12 protein-coding genes are annotated in these 15,413 nt (G+C 65.6%); 7 read left to right on the top strand and 5 right to left on the bottom strand.

Annotated features, from left to right (window positions below; all coding sequences use genetic code 11):
• Window positions 1-104: 104 nt before the first annotated feature.
• Window positions 105-2,867 carry a DNA polymerase I gene (gene polA / locus E0702_RS10890; RefSeq protein ID WP_132043727.1) on the bottom strand — a complete coding sequence of 921 codons (2,763 nt, stop codon included), beginning with the start codon at window positions 2,865-2,867 and terminating at the stop codon, window positions 105-107.
• 153 nt (window positions 2,868-3,020) lie between these two features.
• On the opposite strand from polA, the gene E0702_RS10885 reads away from it, so the two are divergent.
• The 3 genes from E0702_RS10885 (at window position 3,021) to speA (ending at window position 6,337) form a co-directional block, all read left to right on the top strand.
• Window positions 3,021-3,314, top strand: a complete 294-nt coding sequence (locus tag E0702_RS10885) for a DUF2782 domain-containing protein (RefSeq protein ID WP_132043725.1) — start codon at window positions 3,021-3,023, stop codon at window positions 3,312-3,314.
• Between the two features lie 144 nt (window positions 3,315-3,458).
• A complete protein-coding gene (locus E0702_RS10880) occupies window positions 3,459-4,418 on the top strand; it encodes a homoserine kinase (protein WP_132043723.1) in 960 nt (319 codons plus the stop codon).
• Between the two features lie 8 nt (window positions 4,419-4,426).
• Window positions 4,427-6,337, top strand: a complete 1,911-nt coding sequence (speA, locus tag E0702_RS10875; RefSeq protein WP_132043741.1) for a biosynthetic arginine decarboxylase — start codon at window positions 4,427-4,429, stop codon at window positions 6,335-6,337.
• 110 nt (window positions 6,338-6,447) lie between these two features.
• Here speA and E0702_RS10870 read toward each other — a convergent pair whose 3' ends face one another.
• The 4 genes from E0702_RS10870 to E0702_RS10855 all read right to left on the bottom strand — a co-directional run bounded on the left by E0702_RS10870 (window position 6,448) and on the right by E0702_RS10855 (window position 11,011).
• The gene (locus tag E0702_RS10870) at window positions 6,448-7,110 is read right to left on the bottom strand and encodes a fumarylacetoacetate hydrolase family protein (protein WP_132043721.1); all 663 of its coding nucleotides are present in this window, start codon (window positions 7,108-7,110) and stop codon (window positions 6,448-6,450) included.
• Window positions 7,111-7,233: 123 nt separating this feature from the next.
• Window positions 7,234-8,235 (bottom strand): ectoine hydroxylase, encoded by a 1,002-nt coding sequence (thpD, locus tag E0702_RS10865; protein ID WP_132043719.1) that lies wholly within the window; start codon window positions 8,233-8,235, stop codon window positions 7,234-7,236.
• Between the two features lie 168 nt (window positions 8,236-8,403).
• Window positions 8,404-9,897 (bottom strand): MFS transporter, encoded by a 1,494-nt coding sequence (locus E0702_RS10860; RefSeq protein WP_132043717.1) that lies wholly within the window; start codon window positions 9,895-9,897, stop codon window positions 8,404-8,406.
• A gap of 109 nt (window positions 9,898-10,006) precedes the next feature.
• The gene (locus E0702_RS10855; protein ID WP_132043739.1) at window positions 10,007-11,011 is read right to left on the bottom strand and encodes a GlxA family transcriptional regulator; all 1,005 of its coding nucleotides are present in this window, start codon (window positions 11,009-11,011) and stop codon (window positions 10,007-10,009) included.
• Window positions 11,012-11,112: 101 nt separating this feature from the next.
• Between E0702_RS10855 and tmpA the strand changes: the two genes are divergently transcribed.
• The 4 genes from tmpA to E0702_RS10835 are packed head-to-tail and all read left to right on the top strand — an operon-like array spanning window position 11,113 to window position 15,406.
• Window positions 11,113-12,231 carry a 2-trimethylaminoethylphosphonate dioxygenase gene (tmpA, locus tag E0702_RS10850; RefSeq protein WP_132043715.1) on the top strand — a complete coding sequence of 373 codons (1,119 nt, stop codon included), beginning with the start codon at window positions 11,113-11,115 and terminating at the stop codon, window positions 12,229-12,231.
• Window positions 12,228-12,827 carry an HD domain-containing protein gene (locus E0702_RS10845; protein ID WP_132043713.1) on the top strand — a complete coding sequence of 200 codons (600 nt, stop codon included), beginning with the start codon at window positions 12,228-12,230 and terminating at the stop codon, window positions 12,825-12,827. Before tmpA ends, E0702_RS10845 begins: the two co-directional genes overlap by 4 nt.
• Window positions 12,827-14,428: a 5-guanidino-2-oxopentanoate decarboxylase gene (locus tag E0702_RS10840; protein ID WP_132043711.1), complete on the top strand. Its 1,602-nt coding sequence runs from the start codon at window positions 12,827-12,829 to the stop codon at window positions 14,426-14,428. The genes E0702_RS10845 and E0702_RS10840 overlap by 1 nt, the downstream gene beginning before the upstream one ends.
• Window positions 14,429-14,467: 39 nt before the next feature.
• On the top strand, window positions 14,468-15,406 hold the full coding sequence (locus E0702_RS10835; RefSeq protein ID WP_132043709.1) for a glycine betaine ABC transporter substrate-binding protein: 939 nt from the start codon (window positions 14,468-14,470) through the stop codon (window positions 15,404-15,406).
• Window positions 15,407-15,413 lie beyond the last annotated feature (7 nt).

Below are 15,413 nucleotides of genomic sequence, written 5' to 3'. Positions count from 1 at the left end.
ATCCCGAGGCACCACCCTCGGGAACAGCGCCAGTCAAGGCGCTGCGCGCCATGCCTGGCGCACCACCAGAAACGCCACCGCAGCAGCGGTGGCGTTTTTCATGGTCAGTGCGCCTCGTCCCAGTTGGCCCCACTCCCGGCTTCGACAATCAATGGCACATCGAGCTCGGCGGCGGCCTGCATGCGCGCCTTCACCTGCTCACTGAACGCCTCTACCCGGGCCTCGGCCACCTCGAACACCAGCTCGTCGTGAACCTGCATCACCATCCAGGCATCCATCTCCCCCTCCTGCAGCCAGGCGGCCACCTCGATCATGGCACGCTTGATGATATCCGCGGCCGTGCCCTGCATGGGAGCATTGATGGCGGTGCGCTCGGCGCCCTGACGGCGGGCACGATTCTGGGAGCGGATCTCGGGCAGATGAAGGCGCCGACCGAACACCGTCTCGACGAAGCCATCCTCGGCGGCCTGGGCGCGGATGCGCTCCATATAGTTCGCCACCCCGGGGTAGCGGTCGAAGTAGCGGTCGATATAGACCTTGGCCTGACTCTGTTCGGTATGCAGCTGCCGTGACAGCCCCCAGGCACTCATGCCGTAGATCAACCCAAAGTTGATCGCCTTGGCGCTGCGCCGCTGATCTGCCGTCACCTTGTCGAGTGCCACGCCGAACACCTCGGCGGCGGTGGCGGCATGGATGTCACGCCCCTCGGAAAACGCCGCCAGCAGTCCCTTGTCACCCGAGAGATGGGCCATGATGCGCAGTTCGATCTGTGAGTAGTCGGCGGCGACGATGCGATAGCCGGGCCGGGCGATAAAGGCCTGGCGGATCTTGCGGCCCTCCTCGTTCCGGATCGGGATGTTCTGCAGGTTAGGATCGCTCGAAGAGAGTCGCCCGGTGGCGGTGACCGCCTGGTGATAGCTGGTATGCAGGCGCCCGGTGGTCTTGTTGACCAGGCGCGGCAGCTTGTCGGTGTAGGTGGACTTCAGCTTTGCCAGGCCGCGATGCTCCATGATCACCTTGGGCAGCGGATAGTCCAGGGCCAGCTCCTCGAGCACCGCCTCGGCGGTGGACGGCGCCCCCTTGGGGGTCTTCTTGAGCACCGGGATCTTCTGCTCCTCGAAGAGGATCTGGCCCAGCTGCTTGGGAGAGCCGAGATTGAACTCACGGCCGGCCAGCTCATGGGCACGGGCCTCCAGCTCGTTGATTCTCGCCTCGAGCTCACGGCTCTGAGCGTGCAGGCGCTGCGGATCCAGGGCCACGCCGGTCAGCTCCATCCGCGACAGCACCGGGATCAGCGGCAGCTCGACCGTCTCGAGCACCTGGCGCAGACGCCCCTGCCGCTCGAGCCTTGGGCGCAGCTCGTGGTGCAGACGCAGGGTGATATCGACATCCTCACAGGCGTAGGGCGCCGCCTGCTCCAGGGCAACCTGGTTGAAGGTGAGCTGCTTGGTCCCCTTGCCGGCAATCTCCTCGAAGGGGATGGTCTTCTCGCCCAGATACTTGAGTGCCAGGGAGTCCATATCATGACGGGTGGCGGTGGAGTCGAGTACATAGGACTCGAGCATGGTGTCCTCGAGTGGCCCGGCCACCCGAATGCCATAACCGGCCAGCACCGAGATATCGTACTTGAGGTTCTGCCCGATCTTGGTTCTGCCGTTGTCCTCCAGCAGCGGCTTGAGGGCGGCAAGCACGGCGTCACGATCGAGCTGCTCGGGGGCGTCGAGGTAGTCGTGGGCCAGGGGGATATAGGCGGCCTCCCCCGCCTCCAGCGCCAGTCCGATGCCGACGATCTGCGCCTCCATGTAGTTCAGGCTGGTGGTCTCCAGGTCGAAGCAGAAGGCCTCGGCGCTCTGTAGCCGCTCGAGCCAGGCGTCCAGCTCGGCCTGCTCGAGAATGACATGATCCTCACGTGGTGCGCCGCCGGCGGCGTGCTCCTCGGCGACCTCCGGAGTGCTGGTGCCACCGGCGACGTCGTCAACGCCCTCGTCCCGGCCCTCCAACAGCTCGGACAGCCAGGCCTTGAACTCGAAACGGCGATAGAGCTCGAGCAGCGTCTCGCGGTCCGGATGGGCGAGTTCCAGATCATCGAGCCCCACCGGCAGTTCGCAGTCGGTCTTGATGGTCGCCAGCCGATAGGAGAGGAAGGCCTTGTCGCGGTGCTCCTCGAGCTTCTTTGGCAGGGTCTTGGCGCCACGGAAATCAAGCGCCTTGACCGCCTCCAGATCGGCATAGATGGTATCGAGCCCGCCCTGAATGCCTTGCAATAGACCCAGCGCCGTCTTCTCGCCCACCCCGGGGACACCGGGAATGTTGTCCACCTTGTCGCCCATCAGGGCCAGGAAGTCGATGATCAGCTCGGGGGGCAGGCCGAACTTCTCCTTGACACCTTCGACGTCCAGGGTCTCGTCCTTCATGGTGTTGACCAGGGTGATGTGGGCATTGACCAGCTGTGCCATGTCCTTGTCACCGGTGGAGATCACCGCATCGCGACCCGCCTCGGTGGCCTGGCGAGCCAGGGTGCCGATGACATCATCGGCCTCGACCCCCTCGATGCACAGCAGCGGCAGGCCCAGCGCCCTCACGCAGTCGTGCAGCGGCTGAACCTGATCGCGCAGCTCATCCGGCATCGGTGGCCGCTGGGCCTTGTATTCCTCGAACAACTCATCGCGAAAGGTCTTGCCCGGGGCATCGAAGACCACCGCCATGGGGCTGTTCGGGTAGTCCTTGATCAGCCGCTTGAGCATGTTGAGCACGCCCTTGATCGCCCCGGTGGGTAAGCCTTCCGAGGTGGTCAGCGGCGGCAGGGCGTGGAAGGCGCGGTACAGGTAGGAGGAACCGTCGACGAGAACGATGGGACTATCGGCCATGGAGGCATCCATTGAAGCTGAGCGGAGAGTGATTCTGATCAACCATGATACGCATAGCGCAGCCGTTTTGCCGCGCCCGGTGGGCGCGAAGGCAACGACCCCTTACACTGGGGACACACACCATCTCACCGCCCCGGCGGACCGGAGATCATCATGAACACACTTCCCTCACTTACCGCCGCGCTGCTGACCATGAGCCTGTCGCTCGCCGCTGCCCTGCCGGCCCTGGCCCAGCCCAATGATGAGCTGGCACCGGATATCACCATCCGCCAGGAGGAGGAGCGCATCATCCGCGAGTACCGGATCAATGGGGAGCTCTATGCCATCGAGATCCGCCCCTCCAGCGGCCCCTCCTACTACCTGGTCGATCGCGACGGTGATGGCAACTTTGAACGCCAGCAGGGCGATCGCATCGCCGTGCCCGAATGGGTTCTGCAGACCTTCTGAATGATGAAAGCCGCTATCGCCGGTAACGCGAGAGGCGCCGGGGACAAGCCTCGAACGGTTCAATCCCCTGGCGGTTCGGCGAAGCGTGCATCACACTCGCAAGTCGCTACAATAGGCGGCTTGGCATACCCGGGTAAGAGACACATGGCCGTATTCACACCGCTGACCGAGTCCCAGATCGAGGCCTTCCTGAGCCGCTTCGACGCCGGCTCACTGGTCTCCCTGGAGGGCGTTCCCGCCGGCACCGAGAACAGTACCTTCTTCGTCACTACCGACCAGCGGGAGCTGGTGCTGACCCTGTTCGAACAGGGTGAGCATGAGGAACTGCCGTTTTTTGTCGAGCTGCTCGATTACCTCGATGAGCATCGCCTGCCGGTGCCCGGCCCCCTGCATGACCGTGAGGGCGTGGCTTTGCATAGCCTGGCCGGCAAGCCGGCACTGCTGTTCCCGAGGCTGCCCGGCAAGCACCCGCTCGATCCGAATCTGGCCCAGTGCCATGAGCTGGGCAGCGTGCTGGGACGCCTGCACGCCATCTCACAGCACTTCACCGGCCATCGCCCCAACCCACGCGATCTCCACTGGCTGGTGGCCCTTCACCCCAAGGTACATGGCTATCTTTCTGCGGCGGATCAGACGCTGATGAAGGATGAAGTGGAGACCTATGAAGATGTCTTCAATGGCGTTATCGAGCTGCCACAGGGGGCACTGCACGGCGATCTGTTCCGCGACAATACCCTGTTCGATGGTGATCGTCTGGGTGGCATCATCGATTTCTACAATGGCTGCACCGGCGACCTGCTGTTCGACCTGGCCATCGTCATCAACGACTGGGCCTGCAACGCGGACGGCAGCCTGAATGCCGAACGCCATGACGCCATCCTCGCCGCCTATCAAGCACACCGTCCGCTGACGGCGGCCGAGCGCGATGTCTGGCCGATGATGCTGCGCATGACCGCGCTGCGCTATTGGCTCTCGCGCCTGCTGGTGGTCTATGTGGACCCGCCGGCTCACGACCTGACGCCTCACGACCCCGAACGCTTTCGCACCATTCTCAAGGCGCGTATCGAGCAGCCTGCCCTGCCCCTACCGGAGGCAAGCCGATGACCCTACCCATGGCCAGTGCCAGCGGTCCCGCCCGGCGCGCCCGGCGCGTCTGGAACATCGACCAGTGGGGCAGCGGCTACTTCGATGTGGATGATGCCGGCCATGCCCTGGTGCGCCCCCTGGGCAGCGAGGCCGAGGGCCCGACCCTGCCGCTGAACGACCTGGTGAGCGAGCTCAAGGCCGCCGGCCTGCGCCTGCCGGTGCTGGTACGCTTTATCGATATCCTCCACGACCGGGTCGAGCAACTCTGCCACGCCTTCGATACCGCCATGCAAGAAGAATCCTTCGGCGGCGGCTATACGGCGGTCTACCCGATCAAGGTCAACCAGCAGCGCCGAGTGGTGGAGGAGATACTCGCCACTCCCGAGCGCGGTCGCGACCGGGTGGGGCTGGAGGCCGGCAGCAAACCGGAGCTACTCGCCGTGTTGGCGCTCTCCGGCGACGGTCCCTCTCTGATCGTCTGTAACGGCTACAAGGATCGCGAGTATGTGCGCCTGGCGCTGATGGGCGAGAAACTCGGCCACCGTGTCTATCTGGTGGTGGAGAAGCTTTCGGAACTGCCGCTGATCCTCGAAGAGGCCTCGGCACTCGGCGTCACACCACGCATCGGACTACGCGCCAGGCTAGCCTCCGTAGGACGCGGCCGCTGGCAGAACACTGGCGGTGAAAAGTCCAAGTTCGGCCTCACCGCCAGCCAGATCCTCGAGGTGGTGGAGCGACTGCGCGAGGCCGATGCCCTGGCCAGCCTGCAGCTGGTGCACTTCCACCTGGGCTCGCAGATCGCCAATATTCGTGACATCCAGCGCGGCCTGCGCGAGTGTGCGCGCTTCTACCAGAGCCTGGTGGAGCTGGGCGCCCCGGTGGATACCGTGGATGTGGGCGGCGGCCTCGGCGTCGACTACGAAGGCACCCGCTCGCGCAGCTTCTGCTCGGCCAACTACTCGATGCTCGAGTACGCCCGTAATGTGGTCTACGCCTTCCGCCTGGCCTGCCAGGAGAACGATCTGCCCCAGCCCCACCTGATCAGTGAGTCGGGCCGCGCGTTGACCGCCCACCACGCCGTCCTCATCACCAACGTGATCGGCGAGGAGCGGGTCAGCGATGCCTCTCCCGAACGCCGGGTCGAAGGCGACTCCCAGGTCGACGAGCTGTGGCGAGTCCACGACCTGCTCGGCGCCTCCCCCGACCAGCGCGGCCTGGTCGAGGCCTGGCATGACCTCGCCCAGGCCATGGGTGATCTGCATGAACGCTTCGTCATGGGGCTGACCGATATCACCGCCCGGGCCGAGGGTGAGGCGGTCTACTTCGCGGCCTGTGCCCGACTGCGCGCACGCCTGGACACGCGCAATCGCGTGCATCGCGAGATCGGTGATGAGCTAGCCGAGAAGCTCGCCGACAAGCTGTTCGTCAACTTCTCGCTGTTTCAGTCGGTGCCCGATGTCTGGGGGATCCAGCAGATCTTCCCTGTGATGCCGCTCACCGGACTCGACCAGGAGCCGGTACGCCGCGGGGTCATCCAGGACATTACCTGCGACAGCGACGGCCGCATCGACGGGTATGTGGATGGCCAGGGTGTGGAGACCACCCTGCCGCTGCCGGAGTGGCAGGAGGATGACGAGCGCCTGCTGGGCTTCTTCATGGTAGGCGCCTACCAGGAGATCCTCGGCGACCTGCACAACCTGTTCGGCGACACCGATTCTGTGGATGCCACCCTCAACGAGGATGGCAGCTGGAGCCTGAGCCATATCCAGCAGGGCGACCGTGTGGCCGACGTGCTGAGCTACGTCAACTTCGACGCCGAGGTGCTGCGCCGCCATCTGGCCGAACAGCTCGCCACCAGCGGCCTGGAAGAGGCCGAGCAGCAGCGCTTCCTCGACGATCTGTCCGAGGGGCTCTCCGGCTATACCTACCTGGAGTAGCTCGCCCCCTTCCGGAGACAGAACCAGAGACAGAGAGCGCCCCGTCGTTGATATCCACGGCGGCGCGCTTGTTCTCTGCGCTCTCACAACTTCCAACTTCTAACGTGCCCCTACTCCACCCGCGTGGTGACCTCCAGGCCACCGGTGAGGGTGAAGCGCAGCTCGGCACCGCTGACCAACGGGCCTACCCCGGCCGGCGTGCCGGTCAGCACCACATCGCCCGGCTGCAGGGTGAAGTGACGGCTCATTTCGGCCAGCAGGGTCGGAACGGGAAAGAGCATATCGGCCCCTTCGCCCTGCTGACGAAGCTCACCATCGATCTCCAGGGTAAAGGAGAGCGCGCTCCAGTTGGGTACCTGGGAGAGCGGCAGAAAGGATGACAGCGGGCAGGCGCCGTCGAAGGCCTTGGCGATCTCCCAGGGGTGCCCCTTCTCCTTGAGCCGCGACTGGACATCGCGCAGGGTCAGGTCGAGGGCCAGACCGATGCCTACCACGGCGCGCTCCGCGTCCCCGGCGGTCACGTAGCTGAGCTCCTCACCGATCAGTAGCGCCAGCTCCGTCTCGTAATGGACCTCACCGCGGGAGTGAGACGCCTCGATGGGCGACTCCAGTGGCACGGCGCTGGTGGCCGGCTTGATGAACAGCAGCGGCTCACTGGGCACCGGGTTGTCGAGCTCCCGGGCATGCTCGGCATAGTTGCGACCGACGCAGACGATCTTGCCAAGCCGCTCGGCATAGGCCTGTCCGTCGGTGAAGCGGGGCACAAAGCGCATGGCGCATCTTCTCCTTCTGTGAGTGTGCCGCGAACGCGACAGGCGCACAGTTTAGCGCAGACGGCGGCACACACTACACCGGAGCCGGCAGCGCGGCAGTACGATCGCAGATCGTAGCACCACTCAAGGCTGTTCCGGTGACCACGCCTCGTCGGGCTCATGGGCCAGAAAGCCCGGTCGCCGTCCGGGTGCCGCGAAGGGCGCCACACAACGGTTGTCGCGGCGGTTGTAGACGAAGAAGGCGTTGCTGCGCGGGTCTGGCGCCATATTGGCATTGGAGCCGTGCAGCACGTTGCAGTCGAACAGCAGCAGGCCGCCGGCAGCGCCGGTGGGCGCCTCGATACCATGACGCTCGACCAGCCGGGAGAGCGCCTCGCGGCTCGGCACCCCAAGCTCCTGATGTTTCAGCGACTGCTGGTGGTTGGCAGCCGGCGTCTCCCCGAGACAGGGAATGAACACCCGATGGGAGCCGGGAATCAGCATCAGCGGGCCATTGAAGTGATGGTTGTCGGTCAACACGATGGAGGCGCTGACCGCATGCATGGCCGGCATGCCATCCTCGGCGTGCCAGGTCTCGAAATCCGAGTGCCAGTTGAAGCCCTTGCCCTCGAAGCCCGGCTTGTAGTTGATGCGCGACTGGTGCACATAGGGCTCGCCGCCGATGATCTGGCGGGCACGCCCCACCAGGCGCTCGTCCTGGGCTAGTCGGGCGAAGCGTTCGGAGAGGAAGTGGATCGCGAACAGCGAGCGAATCTCCTTGCCGGAGGGCTCGGTGATGCTGAAGTCGCGGTTGCGGTAGTTGGGGTTCTCCAGCAGCACCGCCAGCTCTCGGCGCAGCTCCTCGAGCTCCTCGCCGGCGATGAAGTTGGGTTCGAACAGAAACCCCTTGCGGTCGAACTCGTCGAGTTGCTGCCGGCTCAGGGGGCCATCCTCGACACTCCCCTTTACCACCGCTTCTCGACGGTTGAGCCAGGGCATGTCGAAGGGCTCGGCGAGGCGCGTGGGATAGGGGTCATCCCCCGGGCGTGGCGCGCTCCTTACGCGGCTCTGGGGGTCCGGTGAATCGACGACATGATGCGGGTTGGTACTCTCCTGAAACCTGCGCTCGGATGTCTTGACTGACATTCAATCACCTCCTGTGAATCCGTGATCAATTTCAGCAAAACGCGCTGCCACGGCGAAACCGCCATGGCCGGCCTCGGGAAGAGGCCGTTTGAGGCTACCTTGGGATGGCCTCGAGGACTTTCAAGGCCTGCGGGGTGTGGGCGTCAACGAGGGGCTCTCACCGGATGCCTAGCTACGATGGGGGGTCTGCCAGGCTCTCGCTCGGTCGCGCTGGTCCTTGAACGCGACCCCGAGGGCGCCGAACATGACCAGCCCGATCAGGGCAAAGCCGAGCGACACGGCGATCGACCAGGAGGTTGCGCCAAGCGCTGCGAAGACCGCCGCCGTGATCACGGCGATGCCGATCGAGGTGCCGATACGCTGGCCGGTCTGCATGATGGCACCGGAGCTTCCCGCATATTGCAGGGGGACTTCTGCCAGGGTCAGCGTCTGGTTCGGACTGATCACGGAGCCCTGGGCCACCCCGATCAGCGATAGCGACAGCACCAACCACCACACGCTGAGATAGCCATCTTGATGCAGCAGGATGACGACGATACTCGCCGCAAGACCGGCGATGGCAAAAAACAGCCCACCAATGACCACCTTGCGGCCGTACCTCATCACCCGGCGACCGGCCCAGCGTGCCGCATAGGCGGAAATGAAGGCCGACGGCACACCGACCAGGCCGGCCTCGAGGGCAGACTTGCCGAGGCCCTGCTGCAGATACAGCGCCACCAGCACCCAGATGCTGGTCATGCCCGTGAAATAGAGCGTCATGATGAGCGCGCCGTTGGTGAAGCTGTGAGTGGAGAAGATATTCAGATCCACCATGGGGCTTCGCCCCAGGCGGGCATAGTAGCGCTCCCATCGCACCCAGGCCGCGACAAGCATGAGCCCCAGCGGCAGCAACAGCCAGGTAAGCGCCGAAGCGCGCGCCTCCATAAATGGAAACAGCACGGCGAAGACGGCGAGCCCCAGCAACAGGGAGCCAACGGGGTCCAGCTTGCGGGCCATATACAGGCTGGTACGCAGGGCACGCTGCGAGGCGCTTCCCGTCCTTCCCGGGACGCGATTGAACAGTGGCTTTGGAAACCAGGCAAAGGCCATGATGATGGTGGCAATACCGATAGGCACGTTGATCAGAAACGTCAGCCGCCAGCCCAGGTCAGCGCCGCCAAGCATGATCAGCAGGCCTCCAAGCACGGGGCCGATGCCTACCGATACTCCCACTGCACTGCCGAAATAGCCGAATGCCTTGGCACGCTCGGCGCCACGGAAGTACTGCTGAATCATGCCCACCCCCTGGGGATTCAGCAGCCCTGAGCCGACGCCCTGAACAAAGCGGGCAACGTTGAGCCAGGTGGCATCCGAGGCCAGCCCCGCGGCAATGGACGCCGCCGTGAATACCGCAACGCCGATAATGAAGATGCCGCCACGGCCCATGATGTCGCCGGCGCGGCCGGCCGGCACCAGTGCCACGCCGAAGGTCAACGCATAGCCGGAGAGCACCCACTGCAGGTCGGATTGAGTGGCTTCCAGCCCCTGCTGGATGGAGGGCAGTGCGACGTTGACGATGCTGACACTGATCAGTGACATGGCGATCGCGGCCAACAGCACCACCAGAATACGCCAACGCACCGAATCGGGAATGGCCTCGGCGCCTGCCTGACCTGAATCCATCTGACTCTGCACTTGCTCACAGCCTCCGTCCCTTGATCATCTGTGATGGCGCTCCAGCCACAATGACACCGTAGCACAGCCGGCGGGTACGCCCTTGCAGGGTCGGCTTTCAGCCCTGCCTGCGCTCTGCCGTCACACTGGGGGCCTCGCCGAACCGGCGACGATAGGCTCGCGTAAAGTGTGCCGGCTGGGTAAAGCCGGTGGCCAGCGCCGCCTCCGTGACCAGGCACTGGCTATCGGTGAGCAGCTGGCGGGCACGATCCAGGCGCATGCCCAGGTAACACTGCTGTGGCGTTTCCCCGAAATGGTGCCGGAACAGGCGCCCCAGCTGCCGCTGGGACTGCCCCACCATCCGGCAGAGTTCGGGGATCGACAGCGCCTTGCCGAGATTGGCCTCCATAACCGCCAGGGCACGGACCACCCCACGCGGCAGCTCACCGTAGCGTGGCTGCGGCTTTTCCCCCTCCCCACGGGGCCGCTGGTGGATCAGTTGAAGTCCGACAGCATCTGCCAGCGCCGGCCCATAGGCCTGTTCGATCCAGGTCAGCATCATGTCGATACCGGCGGCACCCCCCGACCCGGTGAGGCGCGTGTCATCCATTTCATAGCTGCCCCGACTGACCTCGAGGTCGGGAAACTCCTGACGGAACGCCGCAACACTCTCCCAGTGCAGTGCCACCCGATGCCCGGAGAGCACTCCCGCCCGGGCCAGGATAAAGGGGGCCGTGTCCAGACCGCCCAGCCATCCGCCATGGGCCGCAATGCGCCGCAATATGGCGCGATCCTGGAAACTGACCGTTGCTTCTGCATCGTACGACGACACCACCATCAGCCTCACCGCATCGTCCAGGGTGGCGATGGCGCCATCCACATCGATACGCACCCCATTGCTCGCCACGACCGCCTCGCCATCGGACGAGAGCAGCCGCCAGGCAAAGAGATCGCGGCCAAAGCGATTGGCCACCCGCAGCGGTTCCAGCAGGCAGAACAGGGTCAGCATGGAGAAGCGCGGCACCAGCCACACATTGAGCGTGTGCTCGGCCTGCTCCGGGGTCAGCAGGGGGGGCGAGTCGGGGCGTGGGTAGGGCCACAGCCCTTCGGCAGCATCCAACATGGCCAACATGGTCAACTTTATGGCCAATTTAATCAAGTCGCACGCCGCGGAGGGGCTTAGGGTAGAGGGCGACCTCTAGCACAGCCCGTGGAGATACCGCCATGACTCACGTCACGCCTCTTGCCAATCGCCGCCATCTGGCGATCGAGCATGACGGACACCAGCGCCAGTTCGCCGCCCTCTGGCTACGCGAGCGCAGCCCCGACGCCGACACCCTGGACCCGCGTACCGGTCAACGCCTGATCGAGGCGGCGGAGCTGCCGTTATCGCTGGCGATCGAGTCCGCGGAGGTAACCGATAACCGGCTCCAGCTGTGCTTCAGCGATGGGCATCGCACGGCCTTCGATCTCGACACGCTGTTCGGGGATATGCCCAGCGACCCTCCCAGGAGGCTGTGGGATGCCGCCGGCGCCCCGCTACCCCAGACCGACTTTGACGCGGCCCGCGAGGATGACGCGGCCCTTCTGGAGATGCTGGAAGCCCTCCATCGGGATGGCTTCGTGGTCGTCTCCGGGGTGCCGGCGCAGGTCGATGGGATGCAACCCCTGATCGACCGCATCGGCCCGCTGCGCCGCACCAACTGGGGTGGCATCGCCGACGTCAAGTCCGTGGCCAATGCCTATGACCTGACCATGACGCAGCGCGGCCTGGAGCCCCACACGGACAACCCCTATCGTGACCCCATCCCCGGCTACATCTGGCTGCACTGTCTGACCAATGCCGCCGATGGTGGTGACAGCACCCTGGCCGACGGTTTCATGGCGGCTCGCCTGCTGCGCGAGCGCGACCCCGAGGCCTACGCCACGCTGACCCGGGTCACGCCCGGCTTCCGTTATCACGATGCCGACACTGACCTGGAGAGCGAGGGGCCGTTGATCGAGCTGGACAGCCACGGCACTCCGGTGCGGGTACGCTACTCCAACCGCACCGAGCAGGTGCCTGCACTTCCCCCCGAGGAGCTCGAGGCCTATTACGCCGCACGCCAGGCCTTCTACCGGCTGATCAACGGTGAGGAGCTGACCCTGCACCTCAAGCTCGACCCCGGCCAGATGTTGATCATGGACAACTACCGCCTGCTCCATGGGCGTAGCGCCTTTCAGCTCGCCGGCGGCGTACGTCATATGCGCCAGGGGTATGTGGACCGGGACAGCACCGCCAGCCGACGCCGCACCCTGCGAGAGCGTCTCGCCACTTCACAGGTCAAGGGAGAGCCCGCATGAAACAAGCTCGCTTTCGAAACTTCGGTGAGGCCCAGCGCGACGAGTGGGCCCTGATCGACGCCCGTTTTCGCGACTATATCGACGATGCCCCGCGCCGGGTGCTGGCCCATCTGCACAACCTGGCGGGCGACCACCACGGTTACCCGGTGGATCGCTACGAACACTGCCTGCAGACCGCAACGCGTGCACTGCGCGACGGTGCCGATGAGGAGATGGTGGTCTGCGCCCTGCTCCACGACATCGGTGACGACCTGGCACCGACCAACCATGCCGAGGTCGCGGCGGCCATTCTCGAGCCCTTTATCGATCCGCTCAATGCGTGGATGATCCGTCACCACGAACTCTTTCAGGGCTATCACTACCGGCACTTCTTCGGGCAGGACCGTCACGCGCGAGAGCAGTACCGCGATCACCCGGCCTATGAGAGAACCGTGCGTTTCTGTGATGAGTGGGACCAGGCCAGCTTCGATCCCGACTACGACAGCCTCCCCCTCGAGCACTTCATCCCGATGGTGGAGAGGGTGCTCGGTCGAGTCCCCCGCGGCGGGCTTCCCGAGCCACTGCCCGAGGAGTCACTGTCCGAGGAGACGCCGTAATGAGCCAGACCTGTGCTCAGCAGCTCTTGAGCCTTCTCGAGGCGCATGGTGTCGACACCGCCTTCGGCATCCCCGGGGTACACACCGTCGAGCTCTACCGTGCGCTGGGCCAAGGCCGGATCCAGCATGTCACCCCCCGCCATGAGCAGGGGGCCGGTTTCATGGCCGACGGCTATGCCCGGGCCAGCGGCAAGCCGGCGGCCTGCTTCATCATCACCGGCCCGGGCATGACCAATATCGCCACCGCCATGGGCCAGGCCCTGGCCGATTCGGTACCGATGCTGGTGTTTTCCAGCGTCAATCAGCGCCATACCCTGGGGCGCGGCCAGGGGCGGCTGCACGAGATGCCTCACCAGAGTCAGACCCTGGCCGGCGTCAGCCTCTTCAGCCACACCCTCCTCGACCCGGCAGCACTGCCAGAGGTCCTTAACCGCGCCTTCGCGATCTTCGCCTCCGCACGGCCGGGCCCGGTGCATATCGAGATTCCGCTGGATGTGATGACCGCCCCGGCGCCGCAGGCACCTGCCGTTCCGGCACGGACCTTCCCCCCGGCCCCGGCCCCCGCCGCGCTGGAGATGGCCGCCGACTGGCTGGCTACCGCGCAGCGTCCGCTGCTGCTGCTCGGGGGCGGCACCGCGGCCTCGCCGAAGGCCGCCCGTCGACTGGTCGAGCACCTCGATGCCCCGGCCCTTACCACCATCAACGCCAAGGGTGTGCTGGGCCTCGACCACCCCCTCGATCTGGGGGCTACCGCGAGCCTGCCCGCCGCGCGCCGACTGGCCTCCCAGGCCGATGTGGTCGTGGCGATCGGTACCGAGCTGGGCGAAACCGATTACGACATGTATACCGATGAGGGCTTCCGGCTCGATGGCCGTCTGATTCGCATCGATATCGACCCCCAGCAACTGGGCCGTAACCAGGCCGCCGACCTGGCCATCCTGGCCGAGGCCGGCCAGGCGATGAACGGACTTCTCGAGCATCTGCCGGCAGCCACCCGCCGCGACGGTGCAGCCCGGGCCGACGCCGTACGCCACGAGCTGGCACTCGCCGAGGACCCGGAACTCGCCCCCTATGTGCCGCTCTATGCCACTCTGCGCGAGGTGCTGCCCGAGGCCATCCTGGTCGGCGACTCCACCGGCCCGGTCTATGCCGGCAACTTCCTGGCCTCGCTGCCGGCCCCGCGACGCTGGTTCAATGCCGCCACCGGCTTCGGCACCCTCGGCTACGGTCTGCCCGCCGCCCTGGGGGCCGCCCTGGCCCAGCCGCAACACCCGGTGGTGGCACTGGTCGGCGACGGCGGGCTCCAGTTCGTGCTCGGCGAGCTCGGCACCGCCCGCGACCTCGGTCGCGCCGTGGCCATGGTGATCTGGAACAATGACGGTTATGACGAGATTCGGCGCTACATGTCGATGAGCGAGGTGCCCCACCTCGGGGTCGACCTGGCAGCCCCGGACTTCGAGGCGCTGGCCACCGGCTACGCGTGCCGCTACCGGGGCGTGGGTGACCCCGCCACCCTGGGACAGGCCCTGGCAGAGCTCGATGCGGATGATTCACCCCTGCTGATCGAGGTGGATGCCACGGCCTGGGTCGCCGCCCTGTAACCCGTGACCGCTATCCAATAACACTTGAGGAGACCTGACATGCGTAAGACAACCCTAGCCACCAGCCTGGCTTTCGCCGGCCTGCTGCCTCTCTCGGCCCAGGCGGCGCAGGACGCCAACGAGGAGTTGCGCCTGATCGTGCCACCCTGGCCCGGTGTCACGGTCAAGTCAGAGATCTTCGCCCAGCTCGCCGAGCCCCTGGGGTACCGGGTCGACGCCCTGGAGGTCAGCTCCACGGTGGGTTACCAGGTCCTGCAGAGCGGCGAGGCCGACGCCTTCCTGGCCGGCTGGCTGCCCGCCCAGCAGGAGAGCTATGACGCCGCCATGGAGAATGGCGCCATCGTCGACCTGGGTAACAACGTCAATGGCGCGCGCATGGGCTTCACGGTGCCGGACTATGTCGCCGAAACCGGCCTCACCAGCGCCGAGCAGCTCGCCGACCCGGAGATCGCCGAGCGCTTCAACCGCAGCGTCTACAGCATCGAGAACGGCTCCACGGTCACCGACATGCTCAATGCCGCCATCGACGCCGACATCTACGGGCTGGGTGACTGGGAGGGCAAGCCCTCCTCGACGCCCGGCATGCTCAGCGAGGTGAAGGGGGCCGTCCAGGAGGAGCGCTGGATCATCTTCTACGGCTGGACGCCCCACTGGATGGTACCGGAGTACAACACCGTGATTCTCGACGACCCCGAGGGGGTCTACGGCGACGACAACGGTAGCAGCGACGTCAAGACCATCGTCTCCAGGGCCTACGCGGAGGCCAACCCCAACATGCTCAGGCTGCTCGATCAGTTCGTGCTCTCGGCCGACGAGCAGAGCGAGTTCATTCGCGCCTACAGCCTGGAAAACGGCGACCTCGAGGAGGTGGCTCACGACTGGCTGGTCAACCACCCCGAGCGCGTCGCCACCTTCCTGGAGGGCGTGACCACCCGCGACGGCGACAGCGCCCTGAGTGCGGTGGAGCAGAGCCTGTGAGCGGCCA

The sequence above is a fragment of the Halomonas marinisediminis genome, from assembly GCF_004347715.1.
GTDB classification, from domain to species: domain Bacteria; phylum Pseudomonadota; class Gammaproteobacteria; order Pseudomonadales; family Halomonadaceae; genus Halomonas; species Halomonas icarae.
Note: the sequence above shows the minus strand (reverse complement) of the source record. Positions and strands in the feature narration are given on the sequence as shown.

Bases quoted from the DNA above. Each gene is read 5' to 3' on its own strand.
- polA (WP_132043727.1), bottom strand. From the start codon at position 2,867: ATGGCCGATAGTCCCATCGTTCTCGTCGACGGTTCCTCCTACCTGTAC.
- E0702_RS10885 (WP_132043725.1), top strand. From the start codon at position 3,021: ATGAACACACTTCCCTCACTTACCGCCGCGCTGCTGACCATGAGCCTG.
- E0702_RS10880 (WP_132043723.1), top strand. From the start codon at position 3,459: ATGGCCGTATTCACACCGCTGACCGAGTCCCAGATCGAGGCCTTCCTG.
- speA (WP_132043741.1), top strand. From the start codon at position 4,427: ATGGCCAGTGCCAGCGGTCCCGCCCGGCGCGCCCGGCGCGTCTGGAAC.
- E0702_RS10870 (WP_132043721.1), bottom strand. From the start codon at position 7,110: ATGCGCTTTGTGCCCCGCTTCACCGACGGACAGGCCTATGCCGAGCGG.
- thpD (WP_132043719.1), bottom strand. From the start codon at position 8,235: ATGTCAGTCAAGACATCCGAGCGCAGGTTTCAGGAGAGTACCAACCCG.
- E0702_RS10860 (WP_132043717.1), bottom strand. From the start codon at position 9,897: ATGGATTCAGGTCAGGCAGGCGCCGAGGCCATTCCCGATTCGGTGCGT.
- E0702_RS10855 (WP_132043739.1), bottom strand. From the start codon at position 11,011: ATGTTGGATGCTGCCGAAGGGCTGTGGCCCTACCCACGCCCCGACTCG.
- tmpA (WP_132043715.1), top strand. From the start codon at position 11,113: ATGACTCACGTCACGCCTCTTGCCAATCGCCGCCATCTGGCGATCGAG.
- E0702_RS10845 (WP_132043713.1), top strand. From the start codon at position 12,228: ATGAAACAAGCTCGCTTTCGAAACTTCGGTGAGGCCCAGCGCGACGAG.
- E0702_RS10840 (WP_132043711.1), top strand. From the start codon at position 12,827: ATGAGCCAGACCTGTGCTCAGCAGCTCTTGAGCCTTCTCGAGGCGCAT.
- E0702_RS10835 (WP_132043709.1), top strand. From the start codon at position 14,468: ATGCGTAAGACAACCCTAGCCACCAGCCTGGCTTTCGCCGGCCTGCTG.